This window comes from Arthrobacter sp. HLT1-20 (assembly GCF_054510895.1).
This window is the reverse complement of sequence record NZ_JBTNDR010000011.1, coordinates 1-21,491: the sequence shown is the minus strand read 5'-3', so window position 1 is coordinate 21,491 and position 21,491 is coordinate 1. Positions and strand designations below refer to the sequence as shown.

At 63.6% G+C, this 21,491-nt stretch carries 19 protein-coding genes and 2 tRNA genes; 18 read left to right on the top strand and 3 right to left on the bottom strand.

Going from position 1 to position 21,491, the window contains the following annotated elements; translation table 11 throughout:
• Positions 1 to 5: 5 nt before the first annotated feature.
• The 11 genes from crtI (at position 6) to ACX80Q_RS07950 (ending at position 11,698) form a co-directional block, all read left to right on the top strand.
• Positions 6 to 1,700 carry a phytoene desaturase family protein gene (gene crtI / locus ACX80Q_RS08000; protein ID WP_459330073.1) on the top strand — a complete coding sequence of 565 codons (1,695 nt, stop codon included), beginning with the start codon at positions 6 to 8 and terminating at the stop codon, positions 1,698 to 1,700.
• The gene (locus ACX80Q_RS07995) at positions 1,697 to 2,062 is read left to right on the top strand and encodes a lycopene cyclase domain-containing protein (RefSeq protein WP_459329998.1); all 366 of its coding nucleotides are present in this window, start codon (positions 1,697 to 1,699) and stop codon (positions 2,060 to 2,062) included. Before crtI ends, ACX80Q_RS07995 begins: the two co-directional genes overlap by 4 nt.
• Positions 2,059 to 2,376: a lycopene cyclase domain-containing protein gene (locus ACX80Q_RS07990; RefSeq protein ID WP_459329997.1), complete on the top strand. Its 318-nt coding sequence runs from the start codon at positions 2,059 to 2,061 to the stop codon at positions 2,374 to 2,376. The genes ACX80Q_RS07995 and ACX80Q_RS07990 overlap by 4 nt, the downstream gene beginning before the upstream one ends.
• An 11-nt stretch (positions 2,377 to 2,387) precedes the next feature.
• A complete protein-coding gene (locus ACX80Q_RS07985; RefSeq protein WP_459330072.1) occupies positions 2,388 to 3,221 on the top strand; it encodes a prenyltransferase in 834 nt (277 codons plus the stop codon).
• Positions 3,222 to 3,243: 22 nt separating this feature from the next.
• Positions 3,244 to 4,644, top strand: coding sequence for a cryptochrome/photolyase family protein (locus ACX80Q_RS07980; protein ID WP_459329996.1), 1,401 nt, complete (start codon positions 3,244 to 3,246; stop codon positions 4,642 to 4,644).
• Positions 4,645 to 4,702: 58 nt separating this feature from the next.
• On the top strand, positions 4,703 to 5,755 hold the full coding sequence (locus ACX80Q_RS07975) for a 3-isopropylmalate dehydrogenase (RefSeq protein WP_459329995.1): 1,053 nt from the start codon (positions 4,703 to 4,705) through the stop codon (positions 5,753 to 5,755).
• Positions 5,756 to 5,942: 187 nt separating this feature from the next.
• Complete coding sequence (locus tag ACX80Q_RS07970; protein WP_459329994.1) at positions 5,943 to 7,055, top strand: branched-chain amino acid aminotransferase; 1,113 nt, start codon at positions 5,943 to 5,945, stop codon at positions 7,053 to 7,055.
• 127 nt (positions 7,056 to 7,182) lie between these two features.
• Complete coding sequence (locus tag ACX80Q_RS07965; RefSeq protein WP_459329993.1) at positions 7,183 to 7,959, top strand: fumarylacetoacetate hydrolase family protein; 777 nt, start codon at positions 7,183 to 7,185, stop codon at positions 7,957 to 7,959.
• A 137-nt stretch (positions 7,960 to 8,096) separates the two neighbouring features.
• Positions 8,097 to 9,323: a sensor histidine kinase gene (locus ACX80Q_RS07960; protein WP_459329992.1), complete on the top strand. Its 1,227-nt coding sequence runs from the start codon at positions 8,097 to 8,099 to the stop codon at positions 9,321 to 9,323.
• Complete coding sequence (locus ACX80Q_RS07955) at positions 9,320 to 9,976, top strand: response regulator (RefSeq protein ID WP_459329991.1); 657 nt, start codon at positions 9,320 to 9,322, stop codon at positions 9,974 to 9,976. Before ACX80Q_RS07960 ends, ACX80Q_RS07955 begins: the two co-directional genes overlap by 4 nt.
• Before the next feature lie 276 nt (positions 9,977 to 10,252).
• Entirely contained in the window at positions 10,253 to 11,698 is a 1,446-nt protein-coding gene (locus ACX80Q_RS07950) for an amino acid permease (RefSeq protein ID WP_459329990.1), read from the top strand.
• Positions 11,699 to 11,788: 90 nt separating this feature from the next.
• Here ACX80Q_RS07950 and ACX80Q_RS07945 read toward each other — a convergent pair whose 3' ends face one another.
• Both ACX80Q_RS07945 and ACX80Q_RS07940 read right to left on the bottom strand, forming a co-directional pair.
• Entirely contained in the window at positions 11,789 to 12,286 is a 498-nt protein-coding gene (locus ACX80Q_RS07945; protein ID WP_459329989.1) for an SRPBCC family protein, read from the bottom strand.
• A gap of 14 nt (positions 12,287 to 12,300) precedes the next feature.
• Positions 12,301 to 12,633: an ArsR/SmtB family transcription factor gene (locus tag ACX80Q_RS07940; RefSeq protein ID WP_459329988.1), complete on the bottom strand. Its 333-nt coding sequence runs from the start codon at positions 12,631 to 12,633 to the stop codon at positions 12,301 to 12,303.
• A 143-nt stretch (positions 12,634 to 12,776) separates the two neighbouring features.
• Here ACX80Q_RS07940 and gltX point away from each other — a divergent pair, with 143 nt between their 5' ends.
• The 6 genes from gltX to ACX80Q_RS07910 all read left to right on the top strand — a co-directional run bounded on the left by gltX (position 12,777) and on the right by ACX80Q_RS07910 (position 19,045).
• The gene (gene gltX, locus ACX80Q_RS07935; protein ID WP_459329987.1) at positions 12,777 to 14,276 is read left to right on the top strand and encodes a glutamate--tRNA ligase; all 1,500 of its coding nucleotides are present in this window, start codon (positions 12,777 to 12,779) and stop codon (positions 14,274 to 14,276) included.
• A gap of 4 nt (positions 14,277 to 14,280) precedes the next feature.
• On the top strand, positions 14,281 to 15,078 hold the full coding sequence (locus tag ACX80Q_RS07930) for an HAD family hydrolase (RefSeq protein WP_459329986.1): 798 nt from the start codon (positions 14,281 to 14,283) through the stop codon (positions 15,076 to 15,078).
• Between the two features lie 131 nt (positions 15,079 to 15,209).
• A tRNA-Gln gene (locus tag ACX80Q_RS07925) sits at positions 15,210 to 15,281 on the top strand.
• Positions 15,282 to 15,370: 89 nt separating this feature from the next.
• Positions 15,371 to 15,443 (top strand) — tRNA-Glu (locus ACX80Q_RS07920).
• A 267-nt stretch (positions 15,444 to 15,710) separates the two neighbouring features.
• Positions 15,711 to 17,441, top strand: a complete 1,731-nt coding sequence (locus ACX80Q_RS07915; RefSeq protein ID WP_459330071.1) for a dynamin family protein — start codon at positions 15,711 to 15,713, stop codon at positions 17,439 to 17,441.
• Positions 17,438 to 19,045: a GTPase gene (locus tag ACX80Q_RS07910; protein WP_459329985.1), complete on the top strand. Its 1,608-nt coding sequence runs from the start codon at positions 17,438 to 17,440 to the stop codon at positions 19,043 to 19,045. The genes ACX80Q_RS07915 and ACX80Q_RS07910 overlap by 4 nt, the downstream gene beginning before the upstream one ends.
• Positions 19,046 to 19,069: 24 nt before the next feature.
• Here the strand turns inward: ACX80Q_RS07910 and ACX80Q_RS07905 are convergent, their stop codons facing one another.
• A complete protein-coding gene (locus tag ACX80Q_RS07905) occupies positions 19,070 to 19,600 on the bottom strand; it encodes a DUF1697 domain-containing protein (RefSeq protein ID WP_459329984.1) in 531 nt (176 codons plus the stop codon).
• Positions 19,601 to 19,906: 306 nt separating this feature from the next.
• Here ACX80Q_RS07905 and ACX80Q_RS07900 point away from each other — a divergent pair, with 306 nt between their 5' ends.
• Complete coding sequence (locus tag ACX80Q_RS07900) at positions 19,907 to 21,394, top strand: CAP domain-containing protein (protein ID WP_459329983.1); 1,488 nt, start codon at positions 19,907 to 19,909, stop codon at positions 21,392 to 21,394.
• Positions 21,395 to 21,491 lie beyond the last annotated feature (97 nt).

The following is a 21,491-nucleotide window of genomic DNA, read 5'->3' as shown; positions in this document are numbered from 1 at the left end:
ATGGCATGCGACGGCCAGCCGTGCTCTTAGCAGGGCTGATTTCCGCCCTCACCGGACGAGCCGGTGCCAGGGATCCCGGCGCCGCCCCCCGCACAGCCGTGGTCATTGGCGGGGGCATCTCCGGCCTAGCCACGGCGGGCCTGCTGGCCAGGGATGGGCACAGTGTGAGCGTGCTGGAGCAGCAGGATCAACTGGGCGGCCGGGCGGGCCGCTGGGAACGCGATGGTTTCACCTTTGACACGGGCCCCAGCTGGTACCTCATGCCGGAGGTCATTGACCACTGGTTCAAAATGATGGGCACCAGTGCCGCCGCTGAATTGACACTGACCCGCCTGGACCCCGCCTACAAACTGTGGAACGCCGTCGGCAGTCAAAAACCGGGCGCAGCCACGGTGGTCCGCACGGGCCGCGCCGAAGCAATGGAATTGTTTGAATCCCAGCAACCGGGCTCCGGCGCCCAGCTGGCCACATATCTGGATTCCGCCGAGCTCGCCTACACCCTGGCCAAGAAGCATTTCCTCTACGATCCCTTTGGCACGTTGAGGGGATTGGCCACGCCGGCCGTGCTGCGCCATGCCCCGCGGCTGGCCCAGCTCCTGGCCCTGTCCCTGCACCGTTTTGTGGCGGGGCGGTTCACGCATCCGCTGCAACAAAAAATTCTGGGCTACCCGGCGGTGTTCTTGGGCACCAGCCCCTACAAGGCGCCCTCGATTTACCACCTCATGAGCCATCTGGACCTTCAAGACGGCGTGCTGTACCCGCAGGGCGGCTTTGCCGCTGTGGTTGACGCCATGGAACGGGTCATCCGCAGGGCCGGTGTCCACATCGTCACGGGGGCCACGGCCACCGAAATTGTCACGGGCCCGGTGGACGGCGGGACCCGGTGCGAGGCCGTCGCCTGGCGTGACACCGACGGCGTGGAACATCGCAGCGGTGCCAAGCTGGTGGTTGGCGCCGCGGATCTGCACCACATCGAATCGGCTCTGCTGCCGGAGAAGCTCCGCACCCGGTCCGCGAAAAAGTGGGCCAAAACGGATCCCGGCATCAGTGCAGTGTTGGTGTGCCTGGGTATCAGGGGCGACTTGCCACAGCTGGCCCATCACAATCTGCTGTTCACCGACGACTGGCAGGACAACTTCGCCCGCATCGTTGACGGCCACGCACTCGCGGACACCACCTCCATCTACGTGTGCCGCCCCAGTGCCACCGATTCCACCGTGGCACCGGCCGGCACCGAGAACCTCTTCCTGCTCATCCCGGCTCCCGCCTTGCCGCAATGGGGCAAGGGCGGGTTCGACGGCGGCGGCTCGCCCCAGGTGGAAAAGGTCGCCAACGCCGCGATCGCCCAGCTGGCGCAGTGGAGCAACGTTCCAGATCTCGCCCAGCGTATTATGGTCCGGCGCAGTTATGGGCCGGCCGACTTTGCCGACAACGTCAATGCCTGGCAGGGAAGTGCCCTGGGCCTGGCGCACACCCTTGAACAAAGCGCCTTTCTGCGACCGGGAAACACCAACAGCAAAGTGGCTGGGCTGTTCTACGCTGGAAGCTCCGTGCGCCCCGGCATTGGGGTGCCGCTGTGCATGATCAGTGCCGAACTCGTGCTCAAGTCGGTGCGCGGAGATAAAAGCGGGGGACCGCTGGCCGAGCCCACCCCCGATGCTCCCGCATCAGCTGAGCCCGTGCGGGTGGTTGCCCCTTGATCTATCTTTCGATCCTGCTACTCCTGCTGGGCTGCATGACACTGTTGGACGCCCGGTGGAAACTGTTCCTCTTTGCTCGCCCGTGGGCGGCTGCTGCCGTGCTGGCCATCGGCACAGCCTACTTCCTGGTGTGGGATGTGGCCGCGATCGCCGCCGGCATCTTCTTGCACCGGGATTCCTTCCTCATGACAGGCATCATGATGGGGCCGGCGCTTCCCCTGGAAGAAGCGTTCTTCCTCTTGTTCCTGTGCTACCAAACCATGATCCTGTTCACCGGTGGCCTGCGCATCTGGCACCACCGGGGTCAGCCCAGCGGCGGAACAAGCGACGGAACAAGCGTGCGGAGAGTGGACCGGTCATGAATTTTTCCCAACTCAACACGATCTTTGTGGCCTTGGCCGTGCTGGTCATGGTGGCGGCACTCGCCCGGCAGCCAAGGGGGACGATCAGGCGCACGGTGGTGGCCGCCGTCGTTGGCACTGTTGCAGCGCTGGTGGTCCTGACAGCAATTTTTGACAACGTCATGATTGCCTCCGGCCTGTTCGACTACGCCGGGCACACCCTCAATGGTCTGCGGGTGGGTCTGGCACCCATCGAAGATTTCGCCTACCCCCTCGCCGCTGGATTGCTGCTGCCGGGATTGTGGCTCCTGTTCACGAAGGGACGGCGCCCGTGAAGAACTTGTTCATGACGTCTAGGCCGGTCTCGTGGGTCAACACAGCGTACCCCTTTGCTGCCGCCTATTTCCTGGCCACCGGGCGCCTTGATGGGGTCTTCGTGGTGGGAACCTTGTTCTTCCTGATTCCCTACAACCTGGCGATGTATGGCATCAATGACGTGTTCGACTACGAATCGGACCTGCTCAACGCGCGCAAGGGGGGAGTGGAAGGCGCCGTACTGGACCGGCGGCACCACCGCTTCATCCTTTGGGCGGCAGCGGTCTCCACCGTGCCCTTCCTGGTGGTGCTTGCCTGGGTGGGGGACGCTGTTGCGAACACAGTCCTGGCGGTGTCCATTTTTGCTGTGGTGGCTTACAGTGCGCCCGGGCTGCGCTTCAAGGAGCGGCCCTTCCTGGACTCCATCACCTCCAGCACCCACTTTGTCTCCCCGGCGGTCTATGGCCTGGCCCTGGCTCATGCGCCCTTCACCGGCGGGATCATGGCAGTCCTGGTGGCTTTCTTCCTGTGGGGAGTGGCAAGCCATGCCTTTGGCGCGGTGCAAGACATTGTCCCGGACCGTGAAGGGTCAATAGCCTCCATTGGCACCGTGCTGGGGGCGAGGTTCACCGTCTGCTTTGCGTTTGCCGCTTATGCCTGTGCCGGGGTGCTGATGCTGTGGACGGCCGTGCCGTTTGCTGCCGTGCTCGCCGTGCCCTACCTGCTCAATATTGCACCCTATCTGCGGGTTACCGACGCCACCTCGGCAACAGCCAATGCCGCATGGAGGCGCTTCTTGTGGCTGAACTATCTCACCGGGTTCCTGGTGACACTGACCTTGATCTGGTTGATCCTGAGCCGCTGATGCGGACCGAAAGGTGCACACAATGAACGTATCCCTAGCCTGGTTCCGGGATGACCTGCGCGTGGCGGACAACCCCGCGTTACTGGCAGCGGCCGCCGACGGCGGGGCTGTGGCGCTTTACGTCCTGGATGAGGAGTCGGCCGGCATCAGGCCCTTGGGCGGTGCGGCCAAATGGTGGCTGCATCACGCGCTTGCAGATCTCAAGGCCCAATTGGCCCAGCTGGGCATTCCCCTGCTCCTGCGCAGGGGGGCCGGGGCTGATGTTGTCCCGTCCGTCGCGGCGGAGCTGGGCGCTGGATCGCTGTATTGGAACCGCCGCTACGGGGGGCCGGAGCGGGACGTGGACACCACCGTCAAGGAGCGGGCCGGCGCAGCTGGGCGCCACGCGGAGAGTTTTCAGTCCTCGCTCCTGCACGAGCCCTGGACGGTGCGCACAGGGGCCGGGAATCCCTATCGGGTGTTCACTCCCTTCTGGCGAACCCTCTCGGAGCAGGACTTCCGGGCGCCCCTGGGTGTCCCCAGCGCCGGTCACGGCTACCAAGGGTCCCTGCCGGAGAGCGAAGAGCTGGACGCGTGGGACTTGCTGCCAAGCAGCCCCGACTGGGCTGGCGGGCTGCGGGAAACGTGGACTCCCACCGCGGCAGCAGGCGCGGACGCCCTGGCGGAGTTCCTTGAGCAACGGGTCGGGGACTACACAGAGGCAAGGGACCGGCCCGATCATGTGGGCACCAGCCGCCTGTCCCCGTACTTGCGGTGGGGCCAGCTCAGCCCCTTCCAGGTCTGGGGCGCGCTCGCCGAGCGCCGCCGTGACGGTGCAGCAGGCTCGGCCGGCCCTGCCGTATTTGCCTCGGAACTTGGCTGGCGTGAATTTTGCTGGCACCAGCTCTACCACCACCCGGACCTGGCCACGGCGAACCTGCGCCGGCAGTTTGATGACTTCCCCTGGCGAAATCCGGAGCTGGACCCCACAGCGGCAGGAGCGCAAGGCGAGGATTCCGGCGTCGAACATCTACGCGCCTGGCAAACGGGGCGAACCGGCATCCCCTTGGTGGATGCTGGGCAGCGGGAACTGTGGCACACGGGCTTTATGCACAACAGGGTCCGCATGGTCGCGGCGAGCTTCCTGATCAAGAATCTCGGCATTGACTGGAGGGTGGGGGAGCGGTGGTTTTGGGACACGCTGGTGGATGCCGATGCCGCCTCCAATCCCGCCAATTGGCAGTGGGTGGCCGGATCAGGCGCCGACGCCTCGCCGTTTTTTAGGATCTTCAACCCGCTGACGCAGGCCAAGAAATTTGATCCGGCGGGCAGGTACGTGGGCCGCTGGGTGCCGGAGCTTCTCCTGCCGGACTATCCTGAACCGGTGGTGGATCTGGCGCAAACGCGCCTGGATGCCCTGGAGGGTTACGCCTCCATCAAATGACGTCTCATATTCTGAGATCGTTTGACCATCATGTGGATGGTTTCGTTAGGCTAAATTCATGAGCGCATCGATTGACATTGCAGTAATTGCCGGTGACGGCATTGGTCCCGAGGTCACGGCTGAGGCCGTCAAGGTCCTCAAGAAAGTCACAGCTTCCGAGGGTGTTGAACTCACGCTGACCGACTACGCCCTGGGCGCCGAGCACTGGCTCGCCACGGGTGAGACCCTGCCCGAGGAAACCATTGACGCCCTGCGCGGCCACGACGCCATCCTCTTCGGTGCTGTGGGTGCGGCCCCCGGCGACACCCGCATCCCCTCGGGCTTGATCGAGCGCGAGATGCTGCTCAAACTGCGCTTCAGCCTGGACCACTTTGTGAATCTGCGCCCCTCATTCTTGTACGACGGCGTGGCCTCGCCCCTGGCGAACCCCGGCACCATTGACTTTGTTGTGGTCCGCGAAGGTACGGAGGGCCCCTATGTGGGCAACGGCGGCGTGCTGCGCAAGGGCACACCGCATGAGGTGGCGACAGAGGTTTCCGTCAACACGGCCTTCGGTGTGGAGCGTCTGGTCCGCGACGGCTTCCGCCGCGCCAACGAGCGCCCCCGCAAGAAGCTGACTTACGTGCACAAGCACAATGTGCTGGTCTACGCCGGTCACCTGTGGAAGCGCACAGTGGAAGCTGTTGCCGTGGAGTTTCCGGACGTCAGCGTGGACTACCTGCACGTGGATGCCGCCATGATCTTCCTGGTCACCGATCCCGCGCGCTTTGATGTCATTGTCACCGACAACCTCTTTGGTGACATCATCACCGACCTGGCCGCAGCCGTCACCGGTGGCATCGGCCTGGCCGCCTCCGGGAACATCAACATGGACAGGAGCGCACCGTCCATGTTTGAGCCGGTCCACGGCTCAGCCCCGGACATTGCGGGCCAGCAAAAAGCAGACCCCACGGCGGCGATCCTGTCCGCGGCACTGCTGCTGAACCATGTGGGCTACCCCGCAGCTGCTGCCAAGGTGGAGGCCGCCGTGGCGGCCGATATCGCCGGACGCAGCGCGTCCGCGGCCCGTTCCACCCAAGCCATTGGCGACGCCATCGCGGCGGCACTGTAGGCGCTGCACGCCGGTCGCGGCTGACCGGCCCGGCACCGCGGCGGGCAGGAGTAGGCTTAACCCATTAGGTGAATGAACCGTAACTCAAATGAGCGGCGCACCACCACGAGAATCTTGATGAATTCCCGGCACCGAACTCCGCCCCACGCTGGTCTCAGCGCGGGGCGAACAACCCTGTGGAGGAAGCATGACCCAGAACGCCAGCGAGCTGACCTTTTCCCAGCAGCTCCATGAGAACCCCAAGAGCGGCGCAGAGCGCGAGGCCATTTTGGCGAACCCCGGCTTTGGCGACTACTTTACGGATCACACGGCCGTTGTGGACTTCAAGGTTGATGCCAACGGTGAAGGTGGCTGGTTCAACGCACGTGTTGAGCCCTATGGACCCATCCTGATGGATCCGGCCGCCGCTGTGCTGCACTACGGCCAGGAAATTTTTGAGGGCATGAAGGCCTACCGCCATGCCGACGGTTCCGTGTGGACGTTCCGGGCCGAGGCCAACGCCGCCCGCCTGAACACCTCCGCGCGTCGTCTGGCCCTGCCGGAACTGCCGCCGGCAACGTTCATCGAATCGCTGCGCCAGCTGGTTGCCGTGGACCAGGAATGGGTGCCCTCCGGCGACGGCGAAGCGTTGTACCTGCGCCCGTTCATGATCGCCACCGAGGCGTTCCTGGGTGTCCGCCCCGCCCGCGAAGTGTCCTACCGCGTCATCGCATCCCCTGCCGGCAATTACTTCGGCGGCGAGCTGAAGCCCGTTTCCATCTGGCTCACCACCACCTACGCCCGCGCCGGCGAAGGCGGTACCGGCGAGGCCAAGTGCGGCGGCAACTACGCGGCATCGCTGGCCGCGCAGATGGAAGCCGAGGCCCAAGGCTGCAAGCAGGTCTTGTTCCTTGACCCGTTCAACGACAACGCTATTGAAGAGCTCGGCGGCATGAATATCTTCTTCGTGTTCAAGGACGGCAGCCTGGTCACCCCTGCACTCAACGGCCACATCCTGCACGGCATCACCCGCTCCTCCGTCATGCAGTTGGCGGCGGATCGTGGCATGAAGGTTGAAGAACGCAAGATCACCATCGATGAATGGCGCGACGGCGTTGCCAACGGTGAGATCACCGAAGTGTTCGCCTGCGGCACGGCCGCCGTCATCACCCCCATCGGCGAGCTGAAGACGGCGGAGGGCACCATCTCCTCACCGGCCGACGGCATCGGCGAAGTCACCGCCGCCATCCGCGAGCAGCTGCTGGGCATCCAGACCGGCGCCGTGGAGGACCTGCACGGCTGGCTGACCCGCCTGGCCTAGTCTTCCTCAACTGACCCGCAGAAATCGACGAAAAAACGCGTTTTGGACGCGATTTTCGGCGATTTCTGCGGGTCAGTTTGGGTTAAGCCCGACGACGGGCGCTTGCTTTGCGGATACACTAAAACACATGCGTATAGCCCGATTTGTAGTTGATAATGACCCCATGTACGGCATTGTGGAAGGGGAGACCGGCAGTGAGATTGTCACTGCCATCAAGGGCGATCCCTTCTTCAATGGCGTAGAAAAAACTTCCATCAAGTACCCGTTGATCGATGTGCGCCTGGTGGCCCCGATCATCCCGCGCAGCAAGGTCATCGGCGTTGGCCGCAACTTCGCCGACCACGCCCGCGAACTGGGCAACGTGGTTCCCGAGAACCCGCTGCTTTTCCTCAAGCCGAACACCAGCGTGATTGGCCCGAACGAGCCGATCGTGCTGCCTGAATTCTCCGAAGAGGTCTCCTACGAGGCCGAACTGTGCGTTGTCATTGGCCGCATCTGCAAGGACGTCCCGGAATCGCGTGTGGATGAGGTCATCTTCGGCTACACCTGCGGCAATGACTTGACGGCCCGCGACGTCCAGGCCGGTGACGGCCAGTGGGCCCGCGCCAAGGGCTTCGACACCGCAGCACCCCTTGGCCCGTGGATCGAAACCGAGCTGGACCCCGACGACGTGTCCATCAAGGGCTGGCTCAACGGCGAACTCCGCCAAGACGGCAGCAGCAACCAGATGGTCCGCAGCGTCCGCGAACTCGTCTCGATCGTCTCGCACGCCTTCACCCTGCTCCCGGGCGACGTCATCATGACGGGCACCCCGGCCGGCGTTGACCTGCTCAACGACGGAGACCGCTACGACGTCGAAATTGAGGGCATCGGCCGCCTCTCCAACCCCGTGGTCCGCCGCTAGCAGGCGTTCGCAAATGCCGTCGTCGTGCGTACTCAATGAACGTACGACGGCGGCACGGCAGTTTCCGGGGCGGGTTTGGCGGAAGTGACAACTTTAGTTGGATGCGGCGGTGCTGGCGGGACTTTTAGGCTCAAAGCATGAACATAAAAAAATCTTCTGGTGCCAGCGTGTGGCGAACGGTGCTGCTCGTGATCGTTGTGGCGGTTTCTGATGTCCTGATGTCATTCCTCTCGCTCGGATTGGGCGTGGAGAGCGGAGCTGTTCCCGATCCGGAAAACGCCGGCCTTGACTGGGCCCGTTTCGCAGTTGCCCCCGTGCTGGCTCCGCTGGGCGCCGTTGCCCTCATCTGGCGGCACAGCTTCCCCAAAACAGTGGCCGCGGTGGCCGCCATCCTTGGCGCACTCTCCTTCAGCGGAGTCGCTTTCCTCCTAGCCCTGTTCCTGCTGGCCAAACGCCGGTTGGACTGGTGGGTTGCTGCCATTATTGCCCTCGCCATGGGGGCCGAGGCGCTTCTTGGTACCGAACCCCTAGGCTGGGATCTTGTCCTGGTTGGGGTGGTCCTTTTGGTGGGCATCGCCGGGTGGGGAGCTTACCGCGGCCAGCGGGCCCGGTCCAGGGAATTACGCCTTGCCACGCTAAAGGAACGCGCCGAACGGGCTGAAACGGAACGCGTTGGAGAAGTTGAGCGGAGCAGGCTTGCAGAGCGTCAACGGATTGCCCGCGAAATGCACGACACCTTGGCGCACAGGATGTCCCTGGTGGCAGTCCAGGCCGCGGCCCTGCAGGTAGCTGCCCCCGACGCGGCGACGGCTGAGGCCGCCACAGTGATCCGCGAAACCGCCCACGCCGCCCTCGGCGAACTGCGCGAGGTGCTGGGTGTTTTGCACGAGGACAGCACCGGGGAGCCGGACGCTGCAAGGTCCCGCACGGCACCGTCGGGTATCGGCCAGATCGCCGATTTGGTGGACGAATGGCGGCAGGCCGGCCTGAGTGTTGACTACACCCCTGACCCGGCCGTGGGCAGCGGCATTCCGGACGCTCTCAGCCGGGCGGCGTATCGCGTGGTGCAGGAGGGGATCACCAACGTTGCCCGGCATGCTTCCGAGGCAGTCGCCGCGGTGACGCTTGAGCTGCGCAGCACAGAATCCGGCGGCTTGGTCTTGTGCGTCTCAGTCATGAACGGCCCAGGCGGACCGGGTGAACCGGCTCTGGGTGCTGGCCTGGGCCTGATAGGGCTTGCCGAACGCGTCCAACTCCTGGGTGGCACCCTGGACCACCACCCAACAGGGGCCGGCTTTGAATTGACAGCCCGCATCCCATTCAAGCCTCAGGGCGAGCAGGAATTCAGCGGGGTTGCACCGTGACGGAAAAAATCCGGGTGATTATTGCCGACGACGAGCAACTGGTCCGCGCCGCCCTGGTGAAGATGGTGAACTCCCGTGCTGACATGACGGTGGTGGGAGAGGCAGCCAGCGGACCGCAGGCGGTGAGATGCGCGCAAACGCAACGCTCCGACGTCGTCCTGATGCACGTGCGGATGCCCGGGGGCGACGGCATTGCCGCAACGGCGCAGCTGCGCGGGCTTGAACGGGCGCCGCAGGTTTTGGTGCTCACCACCTTTGACCTTGACGACCACGTTTTTGCCGCCTTGGAAGCAGGGGCTGCGGGTTTCATGCTCAAGGACACCGAGCCGGAGAGGCTCTTTCACGCCATTCGCACGGTGGCGGCGGGGGAGGGCATGCTGGCTCCGACGGTGACGAAACGGTTGATCGAGCGGACCCGCATGCGTGCTGCGGCGACGAAGGCCAACACGGCCCTGGCCCGGCTGGAACGCTTGACGGCCCGTGAGGCGGAGGTGCTCCATGCCATGGCGCAGGGGCTGAGCAATGACGGGATTGGGCAGCATCTATTCCTGCGTGAGGCCACGGTGAAGTCGCACGTCTCGAGGATTCTGGCGAAGCTGGAACTGGACAATAGGGTCCAGGCGGCGCTCCTGTTCCGGGACGCACAGCCCTGAACCTCCTGCAGCTGCCACTGCAGCCCGCTTTCCTGAAATTTTTTTTGCCGAATTTGTGACTGGTCACCACAGCCCCAAGATAAACGGAAAACTGGCCACTTTTGCGCCTAAGTTCTGTGATCCCAGACAATCCGGAGACCCTCTCAGGCTGTGATTGGCATCACCCACTTATTTCGCCGTAGTACGCTTGTGAAGCCCTTTGAGCCTACGTTTGTGGCAAAACCACGAATTTTAGACTTCTGCACGTGGGGCGAAACTCGACTAAAAGGACCTTGCGTGAGCACCGAAGCAACTGACATAGCAACACCCCAGGCCGGCTCGGACGACATCACAGCGGAGGGTTACCAAAAAACCCTCAACCGTCGCCAGGTCACCATGATCGCGATGGGTGGCGCTATTGGTGTGGGCTTGTTCATGGGAGCTGGCGGCCGACTCGCGTCGACCGGCCCGGCCCTGATCTTCTCCTACGCCATTGCCGGCGTCATCGCCTACCTGCTCATGCGGGCACTGGGCGAGCTCATCATGTACCGCCAGACCTCGGGATCCTTTGTTTCCTACGCTGGTGAACTGTTCGGCAAGAAGGGCGCCTTCCTTTCCGGCTGGATGTACTTCATCAACTGGGCCATGACGGGCGTGGCTGAGCTGATCGCCATTGGCCTGTACTTCCAATACTTCTTCCCAGGCGTTCCCATTGAAGTGAGCGCCTTCTGCGCCTTGATCCTGCTGGTGGCGGTGAACCTGCTCAGCGTGAAGGCCTTCGGTGAGTTTGAGTTCTGGGCCTCCTGCCTGAAGGTCGGCGCCATCTTGATCTTCCTCGCCGTGGGCACATTCATGGTCATCACCAACGCCTCCGTGGGTGCCGGGCATGCCAGTGTTAGCAACCTATTCCACGAACAAGGCGGCATGTTCCCCAAGGGCGGGCTGGTGATGATCCTGGTGTTGAACGCAGTGATCTTTGCCTACAACGCCATTGAACTGGTCGGTATTACCGCCGGGGAAATGAAGAATCCCGAACGCGAAGTGCCCAAGGCCATCCGCGCCGTGGTGGTTCGCATTGTGGTGTTCTACGTTGGCTCGGTCACGCTGCTGGCCATGATCCTGCCCTCGGACCAGTACAAGTCGGGCGAGAGTCCCTTCGTCACTGTCTTCTCGGCCATGGGGCTTGACTGGGTGGGCTCGGTCATGAACTTTGTGGTCATCACCGCGGCCCTTTCCTCCTGCAACTCCGGGCTGTACTCGATCGGCCGCATCTTCCGCACCATGGCCAACAATGGCCACGCCCCGCACTGGCTGAACAAGATGTCCTCACGCCATGTGCCGTACGCGGCCATCTTGAGCATTGCCGGCGTCTACGTGGTTGGTGTGCTCGCCAACATTTGGCTCGGCGGCTCACACGCCTTCGACCTGGCGCTGAACACGGCCTCGATCGGTGTGATCTTCACCTGGGGCTCCATCTTCGCGAGCCAAATCATGCTGCGCAAGAAGAAGGGTCAGGTCTCCTCCCTGCCCATGCCCGGCTCGCCATGGACCAGCTGGGTTGGCTTGGTTGCCTTGCTCATCATCACCGTGCTGATCGGCTTCGACACCATGACAGCACCGGACGGCAGCGTCTTCCTCTTGGGCCTGTGGACGTTGTGCACCATCCCGTTCTTTGCCGTGGTCCTGTGGATCGGTTGGCAGTTCGTGAAGAACAACGAGCCCAAGAGTCAGCTGTTTAGCTGACATCGCTCAAAAATGCCGCCGCTCCCGCATCTTGCCGCCGTTGTACAGGTGGCAATATGCGGGAGCGGCGGCATTTTCTGCAAGCGGATCCTAACTGACAGACTGTTCGGCAAGGATGGCGTCGATCTGGCCCATGGCCTGGCCCATGCCCTCCTCCATGCCCATGGCAACCATCTGCTCCATCTGCGCGGCATCGTGGAAGAGACTCGACACGCTCATGCGTGTGGTGTTGCCAAAGTCCTCGAGGGTGACGGTGATGCGGGTGGTGCCCATGGAGTCCACACGGTGTCCGTCCTCGTCGGCGAAACCGTCGTCGAGCTCCAGCAGATGCGGGGCGGCGATGGCTGTGAAGTGCCACCAGCCGCGGGCCTTCTCGCCGTCGGGCCCGGTCATGAAGTAGGCCACCCTGCCGCCGCGCTTGAAGTCGAAGTGTTCAAAGGTGGCCGGCCAGGTGGGCGGACCCCACCAGCGCTCCAGCTGGCGCGGATCGGCCCAGATCTGCCAGACCCGTTCGACGCCGGCACTGAACTCGGTCACGATGGTGAAGCTCAGGGCTTCGGGATTCTTGATGGAACTAATAACAGTCATGGCCTTGCCTTTCGTTATTCTTCTGCCAAGATGTCCGCGATCCGTGCGGCACGCTGGTGCCAGATCGCCTCGTATTCATCGAGCAGCCGCTGGGCCTTGTGGAGTCCCTCATGGTTTCCTTGCACCAGTTGCTCCCTTCCGCGCTTTTCCTTGCTGACAAGGGATGCTCGTTCCAACACGGCCACATGTTTTTGGACCGCCGCGAAACTCATGTCGTAGAGGGCCGCCAGCCCCGACACCGAATAGCTCTCCACGGTGACCCTGCGGACAATGTCACGGCGGGTGGCATCTGCGAACGCCTGAAAGAGGCGGTCAATGTCGGTTTCACTCAGCTCATATACAACCATTTGGTTGTACGTTACGCCGTAGTGGTGCGAACTGTCAATGGTTTCGCAACCATTCCCACGATGAATCCGCAGGCCGGTGACGGCGGCGTAGCGGCGCCGGGTTCGTCGGGCGGGAGTGCGAGGCGGCTAAACTAGATCTCATCATGACTAATGCTGCCCCGATCCCCACTGTCACCGCCGAAACTCCCGTACGGGTACGGTTTTGCCCCTCGCCCACCGGAACACCCCACGTCGGGTTGATCCGCACGGCCTTGTTTAACTGGGCCTACGCCCGGCACACCGGCGGGAAGATGATTTTCCGCATCGAAGACACCGACGCCAAGCGCGACAGCGAGGAAAGCTACCTCCAGCTCCTTGATGCCCTCACGTGGCTCGGCATCACCTGGGACGAGGGTGTTGAGGTGGGCGGCCCGCATGAGCCCTACCGCCAGTCCCAGCGCGGCGAGATCTACGTGGATGTCATTGCCAAGCTGGTTGCCGGCGGACACGCCTATGAGTCCTATTCCACACCCGAAGAGGTGGAGGATCGTCACAAGGCGGCCGGCCGGGACGTTAAGCTTGGATACGACAACTTTGACCGTGACCTCACGCCCGAGCAGATTGCCGCCTTCAAGGCGGAGGGACGCCAGCCGGCTCTGCGCCTGCGCATGCCGGACGCCGACATCACGTTTACAGATTTGGTCCGGGGCGAGATCACCTTCAAGGCAGGATCAGTCCCGGACTACGCAATTGTCCGCCCCAATGGCGCGCCGTTGTACACCCTGGTGAACCCGGTGGATGATGCCCTGATGGGTGTCACCCACGTGCTGCGCGGCGAGGACCTGCTCTCCTCCACACCCCGCCAGATTGCCCTGTACCACGCACTGTATGAGGTTGGCGTGGCGGAATACCTGCCGCTGTTCGGCCACATGCCCTACGTCATGGGCGCCGGCAACAAGAAGCTCTCCAAGCGTGACCCCGAGTCCAACTTGTTCCTGCACCGGGACCGCGGCTTCATTCCCGAAGGTTTGCTGAACTACCTCTCCCTGTTGGGTTGGTCGCTCTCCGCCGACGAGGACATCTTCACCGTGGCCCAGCTCGTGGAGAACTTTGACATCCACGACGTCCTGGGCAACCCGGCACGTTTTGACATCAAGAAGGCCGAGGCCATCAACGGCACCCACGTGCGCATGCTGGAGGCCACCGACTTCCGCAACCGCCTGATCCCGTACCTGCAGGCCGACGGCGTGGTGGGGGAGACCCTGAGCGCCCGCGAGCAGGAGATCCTCACCGAGGCCGCCCCTCTGGTCCAGGAGCGCATCACCTTGCTGGGCGAGGCTCCGGAGATGCTGGCGTTCCTGTTCAAGAAGGACGACGCCGTCGACGTCGCCGAGGATGCACTCAAGGGTATGCCCGAGAACCTCACAGAGGTCCTGGACGCCGCGCTGGCAGCCCTGGAGCCGTTGGAGGATTGGAGCGCCGAGTCCATCCAGGCGGCCCTCAAGACGGCCCTGGTGGAAGGTCTTGGCGTCAAGCCGCGCCTGGCCTTTGGCCCCGTCCGCACGGCCCTGTCCGGGCGCAAGATTTCCCCGCCGCTCTTTGAGTCCATGGTGATCCTGGGCAAGGAATCCTCACTGACCCGCCTACGCGCATTCAAGGGCTAAAATCTTGACGCTCAACGCTTCACAAAACACCCTTGAATCCGCCGCTTGTGCAGGGCGGATCAAGGGTGTTTTGTTTGATATTGATGAAACCATCGTTGACCTCTACCGCGCTATGGCCGACGCCATGGTGTTTGCCTCGGAGCGGCTGCTGCCCAACGCCACGGCGGCGGACTGGGACAGTTTTGCGGCCCTGTACATGGCGGATCCGCACAACTATTACGACCGCTACGTGCAGGGTGAATTCAGCTTTGCGCAGCAGCGGGGCCTGCGTGCCCGGGTGGTCTTTGACCACTTGGGATTCACCGGCTTTGACCATGCCACCGAGCAGCAGTGGATCGCCGACTTTGAAGAGGCCCAGCCACGCTCCATCCGGGCCTTCGCCGACGTCGTACCGCTCCTTGACGCCCTCGACGCAGCGGGCATCCCCTATGGCGCCGTGAGTAACAATGTCTACGCCTACCAACGGGCCAAGCTGGATACCGCCGGCCTGGCGCGCATCCAGGTCCTAGTGGGCATCGACACCGTCAATGTGGCCAAGCCTGAGCCGGAGATCTTCCTTGAAGGCTGCCGTCAGCTGGGCACTGCACCGGCGGAGACTCTGTACGTGGGGGATAACTACATGATCGACGGCGTTGGCTCGGTGCGGGCGGGGCTGCATGGGGTGTGGCTGAACCGGGAAGGCAAGGCGGCACCCAGTGTGGCCGGCCACGATGCCCAGGCTGCGGCACGGGTTGTGGGCATTGGAAACCTCACCGAAATGGCCGCAATGGTGGGGATCCAGGCACCCTCCGCTTGGCTGTGACGCACGACTCAGCCGAAAACAGCATTCTCGTTTTGGTGTTCGGCAAACTCTCGGGTATAGTTTTATCCCGGCGCGAGAGCCGCTGAAAGACCGGGGAAACCCGCGGATTTCACGGTGAATCGTGTAGCCATTGGGATATGGTGTAATTGGCAACACATCGGTTTCTGGTACCGACATTCTAGGTTCGAGTCCTGGTATCCCAGCGCTTTTACAAGCTGCCTTTCAATTGGCATGTTGAGCGAAGTTCAGGTAATATTCTTGAAGTTCAATCGCAAGAAATTGAATGTATTAGGGCCCCATCGTATAGCGGCCTAGTACGCTGCCCTCTCACGGCGGTAACGCGGGTTCGAATCCCGCTGGGGTCACAAGCAAGGCCGGGAAGCTGAAAAGTTTCCCGGCCTTTTTGCTTTAACACCCCCAACTGTGACGCACTTGTTGCTGTAAACACCCCCATTTCTAGCAACAACTGCGCCACAGTTGGGTGCTGGCGGGAAGTTGGGAGCCGCAACCTGGGAATCTATTGAGCATTGTGCTGGCATGATGAAGCTGTGAAGCCCACCGATGCAACGCCGCCACGGTCCCATCCGCCAGAGGATGGCAGCGCAGCCGCCCGCGCGCAAACTGCCGCAATCATGCTCCTGGAAAATGTGCGGGCTGAACTTGCCGGGCTGGAGCTCCCGCTTGAGTTGCCTGGGGTGCAGGACGCCCGGGCAACTGCCGCAGCGGCGTTGGGACAGCTCGATGATTACATTCTGCCGCGGTGGAAAAGCTTGGACGCACCGTTGCTGGCCGTGGTGGGCGGCTCCACGGGGGCGGGGAAGTCAACCCTTGTCAACGCCCTGGTGGGCCATCCCGTGACACGGTCCGGGGCCATCAGGCCCACCACGCGCCAGCCCATCCTGCTCCACAACCCGCAGGACGGCGCCTGGTTCGACTCCGCACGCGTGCTGCCCACCCTCCACAGGGTGCATGGGGAACGCATCAAGGCCAACACTCCCGCATCACGGGCAGGGGTGGCCCCCGATGCCTCCGCCATGACATCCCTGGTGCTGGTGGCCGATCCGGCGGTGCCGCCGGGGATTGCCTTGCTGGATGCCCCGGATGTGGACTCCGTCTCGGATGACAACAGGCAGTTGGCCGGGCAGTTGCTGGCTGCGGCGGACCTATGGCTCTTTGTCACCACGGCCAACAGGTACGCGGACGCCGTGCCGTGGAAGCTCCTACTGGACGCAGCCTCCCGGGACATCACCGTCGCCATCATTTTGGACCGCGTGCCGGCCGGTGCCGAGCAGGAGGTTGCCGCCGACCTGCACGCGATGCTGCTGCGTGAGGGACTCGCCGGTGCTCAGCTCTTTGTGGTTCCGGAACTGGCGCTGGATGAGCTGGGTATGCTGCCGCCGGCGGCCGTTGCCCCCATCGGCAGCTGGCTGGCCGCCATCAGCGCGGATTCGGCCAGCCGTGCCGACATTGTTCGCAGGACCCTCAACGGGACTGTCCGCTCACTCTCCGGGCGGCTGGAAATTCTGTCCGGAGCCGTCATGGATCAACAGGCGGCCAGCCGGCAGCTTGCCCAGGACGTTCGGGCGGCCTTCAGCGATGCCGCCGAACACATCAGCAAGGCCACCAGCGACGGGACCCTGCTGCGCGGCGAGGTACTGGCCAGATGGCAAGACTTTGTGGGCACGGGTGACTTCTTCAGGGCCCTGGAGACGGGCATTGGACGGATGCGGGACAGGATCGGAGCCTTCTTCAAGGGCCAGCCGCCGCCCGCAGTCAAGGTGGAAGCGGCCATTGAAACCGGCCTGCAGGCAGTCATTGTGGACCAGGCCGCCCGCGCCGCCGAGGACGCGGACCAGCGGTGGCGTGCCGATCCGGCCGGCCGGCAGCTGCTGGGCCAGGATGATCTGTCAGCTCTCAGCGCTGACTTCCCGGCGGAAGTGGCCGGTGAAATCCGGGCCTGGCAGGGCGAGGTCCTTGCCTTGATCAGGGCCGAGGGCGCGGCAAAGCGCTCACAGGCAAGATGGCTGTCCTTTGGTGTCAACGGATTGGGTGTGGCCTTGATGGTGGTTGTCTTTTCATTCACAGGGGGACTCACGGGAGCCGAGGTGGGCATCGCGGGCGGCACCGCCGTCGTTGGTCAAAAGGTCCTGGAAGCCATCTTCGGCGAGGATGCCGTGCGGCGCCTGGCCAAGGAAGCCAGGCGCTCCCTGGACGTCCGCTGCGCAAGCCTCCTGGAGCGCCAGCAGGAGCGATTCCTGGACCGGCTGAGACCTGTGCAGGGTGCCGCGGATCCGCAGGTGGGGCGTCTGAAGGCGTTGGTGGCGGACTTGGTTGTTCTGGGCGGGACGGGGGAGAGCGCATGAGCCGGCATCGCCAGGCCAAGGCGGAATCCACGCTGGCCCGTCAGCTAGAGGCGCTCAACGAGGCCCGGGAGTTGGGCGAGGGCCGGGTGGACGATGCGGCGCTTGAGCAGGTCTTTGCTGTGTTGGAGCGGGCAAGCTCGCGCCGGTCCCTGAGCGCTGACCACACTGTGGTGGGATTCTTTGGTGCCACCGGCAGCGGAAAATCCTCGCTGTTCAACGCTGTGGCGGGCACGGATGCCGCCCGCGTGGCCGTCCGCCGGCCCACCACCAGCGAGCCGCTGGCCATGGTGTGGGGCGTGGCGGGCAGTGCACCCCTGCTGGACTGGCTGGAGGTCTCCGAGCGCCGTGAAGGCGCACCCGTGCCGTCCTGGATGGACGACGCCGGGCTGGTGCTGCTGGATCTGCCGGATTTCGATTCGGTCCAGTTGCGCAACCGCGAGATCGTGCAGCGGCTGGCCGGGCAGGTGGACGTTTTGGTGTGGGTGGTGGATCCGCAGAAGTACGCCGACGCCGCCATCCACAACGAATTCATCAAGCCCTTTTCAGCCCATGCGGCCGTGACGCTTGTGGTGTTGAACCAGGTGGACAAGTTGGCCCCTCATGAGGTCAAACCTGTATTGGAATCACTCGCCACCATCTTGGCCCAAGACGGTTTAGGCAGCGTGCAGGTGCTGGCTGTGTCCGCACTGACAGCGGCCGGGGTGCCCGAGCTGCGCCAACGCATTGCAGCCGTGGTGCAGGCCAAGGTGGCGCAAGGGGCCCGGCTGGCCGCGGATGTTGCGGTGGCGGCAGAACAGCTGGCCCAGTCAGTTGGTGACGGTGATGCGGCAGGGGTGCACCAGACGGACCGCAGGCAGCTGGCTGCCGGCCTGGCCCAGGCCGTGCACGTGGAAAGCATCGCCAACGCCGTCCAAGCCTCGTACCGGCTGGAGGCGAGCAAACGGACTGGGTGGCCCGTGACGCGCTGGCTGACCCGCTTCCGCCGGGATCCGCTGCGCCGCATGAGCCTGCGCCGTGATGACGCCCCCGAGCTGAACAGGACGTCCCTGCCGCCGGCAGGTGCCGCGGAGCTGGCCCGGATCGATTCCTCCGTACGCGACTTCGGCGATGCCGCCAGCGCAGGCGCCCCGGGACCGTGGCGGGCGTCCATTCGCGCCGCTGCGCGCAGCAACCGTGACGGCCTGCCCGACGCTCTGGACCAGTCCGTGGCCGGCACCGATTTGTTGGCCAACACCAGGGCCTGGTGGTGGCCGGTATTTTCCGTGATCCAGTGGCTGGCCCTGTTGGTGGCGGTGGGTGGTCTGCTGTGGCTGGGTGCGCTGGCCGCGCTGGGCTACTTCCAGCTGGCCGTGCCGGAAACCCCCACGGTTGAGGGCTGGCCCCTGCCCACCCTGATGGTGGTGACAGGCGTTGTGCTGGGCATCTTCCTTGCCGTCACCAGCAAATTCCTGGCCCTGGCCGGGGGCAGGGGGCGTGCGGCGCTGGCCCGGCGGCGCCTGCGTGAAAGTGTCGCCGGAGTTTCCAGCACCCTGGTGGAGGAACCCACCGAGGCGGAGATTGCGCGCAGCCGGGCGTTCCGCCAGGCCCTCGCCGACGCCCGCTAAAGCATCGCGACTAAACCACCGCGTCTAAACCATTGCGTCGCGGCACTTGAGCAGCGTGCGCAAGTTGCGGGTCGTCGTCGTACTTTTATAGCGGGGCTTGGCTGTCAGCTTGCTGAAGGGGCTGGCCAGGGTGCTGCCGGATTCGGCCAGCCACGCCAGGGCCTCCGGGCTTAGCCTAGCCAGTTCGACGTCGGGAAGCTCGCTGCCGTGGGCGGCGAGCTCGTCCAGCACGGCCGGGTCGCTGGAGAGCGTCACATAGCTGTGCTGGGTGGTGTCGTCGGCCGGGTAGGGGCAGACGTCAACGATCTCCTGGACCTGCTCCTGCGTCAGAACCACCACCCACGCATGGTAGCCAAAGGAGTCGCGCAGGAGCTTTTCGACGCTAGATTTCAGCTCCGCCGCCGCCATGTCCGTGGAACAGACAACATTGCCCGAGGCCAGCAGGGTTTTCACCCTGGCCACGGGAAGAGTGGCCAGTGCCGTGCGCAGATCAGCCATCTTGACGTTGATGCCGCCAACATTGATCCCGCGCAGGAACACAGCGTAATTGCTCATGGTAGAACACTACTCCGGGCGGATTGCCGGTGACGGCCCATGACGGTGCTCCGTTCTGTTGCCTGCGAGGCGGCAAATACCCTAGGCAGCGGCGGTGAACCTTGGTTGGTCCGATCCCCGGGCTGTTGGCTGCTGCCCAGAAAGACAGTGGACTTTGTCGACAGGAAAGCATTGTAGGCGGCTAGGGTGTAAGGAACCATATTTAGCCCAAGGGGAAACTGCATGCGTGTGCTGATGCCGAAGAGATTATTTGTCCTGCCTGTCCTGATCGCATTGATATTCGGGCTGTTGGGAAGTGCGCCGTCTATGGCAGCCGGTGTGCCGCTTGCGCCGACTCCTCAGGTGTCCGGTGCTGCCGTTGTAGGTTCCAGCCTGGCTGCCAATGCTGGAACCTGGACCGCCGGGACGGTGCTGAAATATCAGTGGCTCTTGCAGGGTGTGGCCATTCCCGGTGCCACGGGGCCGTCACTGATGGTGGGTCCGGCGTATCTGGGTAAGGCAATGTCAGTGACCGTGACAGGGACCCACCCGAGCTATTCCACGGTGCCGAGAATCAGCAAGGCTACTGCTGCTGTAGTGGCTGGTGTGTTGGCGGCGCCCGTGCCTACTGTTTCAGGCACAGGAGCGGTGGGTTCAAAGTTGTTCGCCTCGCCGGGGGCGTGGACTACGCTCACAGTTTTGAACTATCAGTGGTTGCGTTCGGGCACGGCCATACCCGGTGCGACGGCGTCGTCCTTGCTTTTGGGGCCGGATGATTTGAACAAATCCATTTCTGTGAGGGTCACTGGCGCCAAGGCTGGCTTTACAACGGTATCCATGACTAGTGCGGGAGTGGTTGTCGCCGGTGTTTTACTTGCACCGGTACCTACGGTGTCCGGGGCCGCAGTTGTGGGTTCAACGCTTGCCGCCTTGTCTGGGACATGGACTGCCGGGACGGCACTGAAGTACCAGTGGTTGCGTTCAGGCGTGGCGATTCCCGGGGCGACCGGTTCTAGTCTGATGCTGGGGCCGGCTGATCTGGGCAAGGTCATGACCGTGACGGTCACAGGATCCCTTGCCGGCTACTCCACGGAATCCAGATCGAGCCCGGCCAGTGCCGTGGTTGTTGCCGGAGTTTTGCTTGCGCCGTTGCCGGGAATTTCCGGGGCCGCCTCTGTCGGCTCAACGCTGACCGTGTCGCCGGGGATATGGACGCCGGGGGCGGCATTGACGTATCAATGGCTGCGATCAGGGACACCGATTCCGGGAGCCACCGGCGCAAGTTTTCTGCTGTCGCAGGCTGATACCGGCAAGGCGATGACAGTGGCGGTGACGGGTTCCCTGGCCGGCTACGCCACGGCAATCAGGACGAGCGCGGCCAGTGCGTTGGTAACTGCGCCGCCGCCGGGGGTTCCCTCGCTGAGCGATCCGTTTGTGGCCGAGTCGTTCAAGTTGGTCAACGACTACCGCGTCAAGAACAACCTCAAGCCACTGAAGTGGAACCCCGGTGTGGCCACCTGGTCGCAGAAATGGGCTGATCATCTACGCCTCGACTTTGCGTCATCAAGCTGGAATGGGACCTGGCACAGCTGGAATTTTTACACGAACTACCCGGCCGGGTGGACTGGTGCCGGGGAGAACGTGGCCCTGAACACCAGCGCAAAAACTATGTTCGACTGGTGGGTCAATTCCCCCGGGCACAACGCAAATATGCTGAACCCCAAGTTCACGGACTTTGGGTTTGGATACGCCAAGTACAGCGGGGGCTCGTACGCCGGACTGGCCATGGGAGTGCAGAATTTCGCCATCTACTAGTTGGACGTCTGCAAACAACGACGACGCGGGGGATGGGGGGAGCCCAACCGCTGCCCCGCCTGCGTTGTTTTTGGGTGGGAGGCCAGGGGAGCCCTTC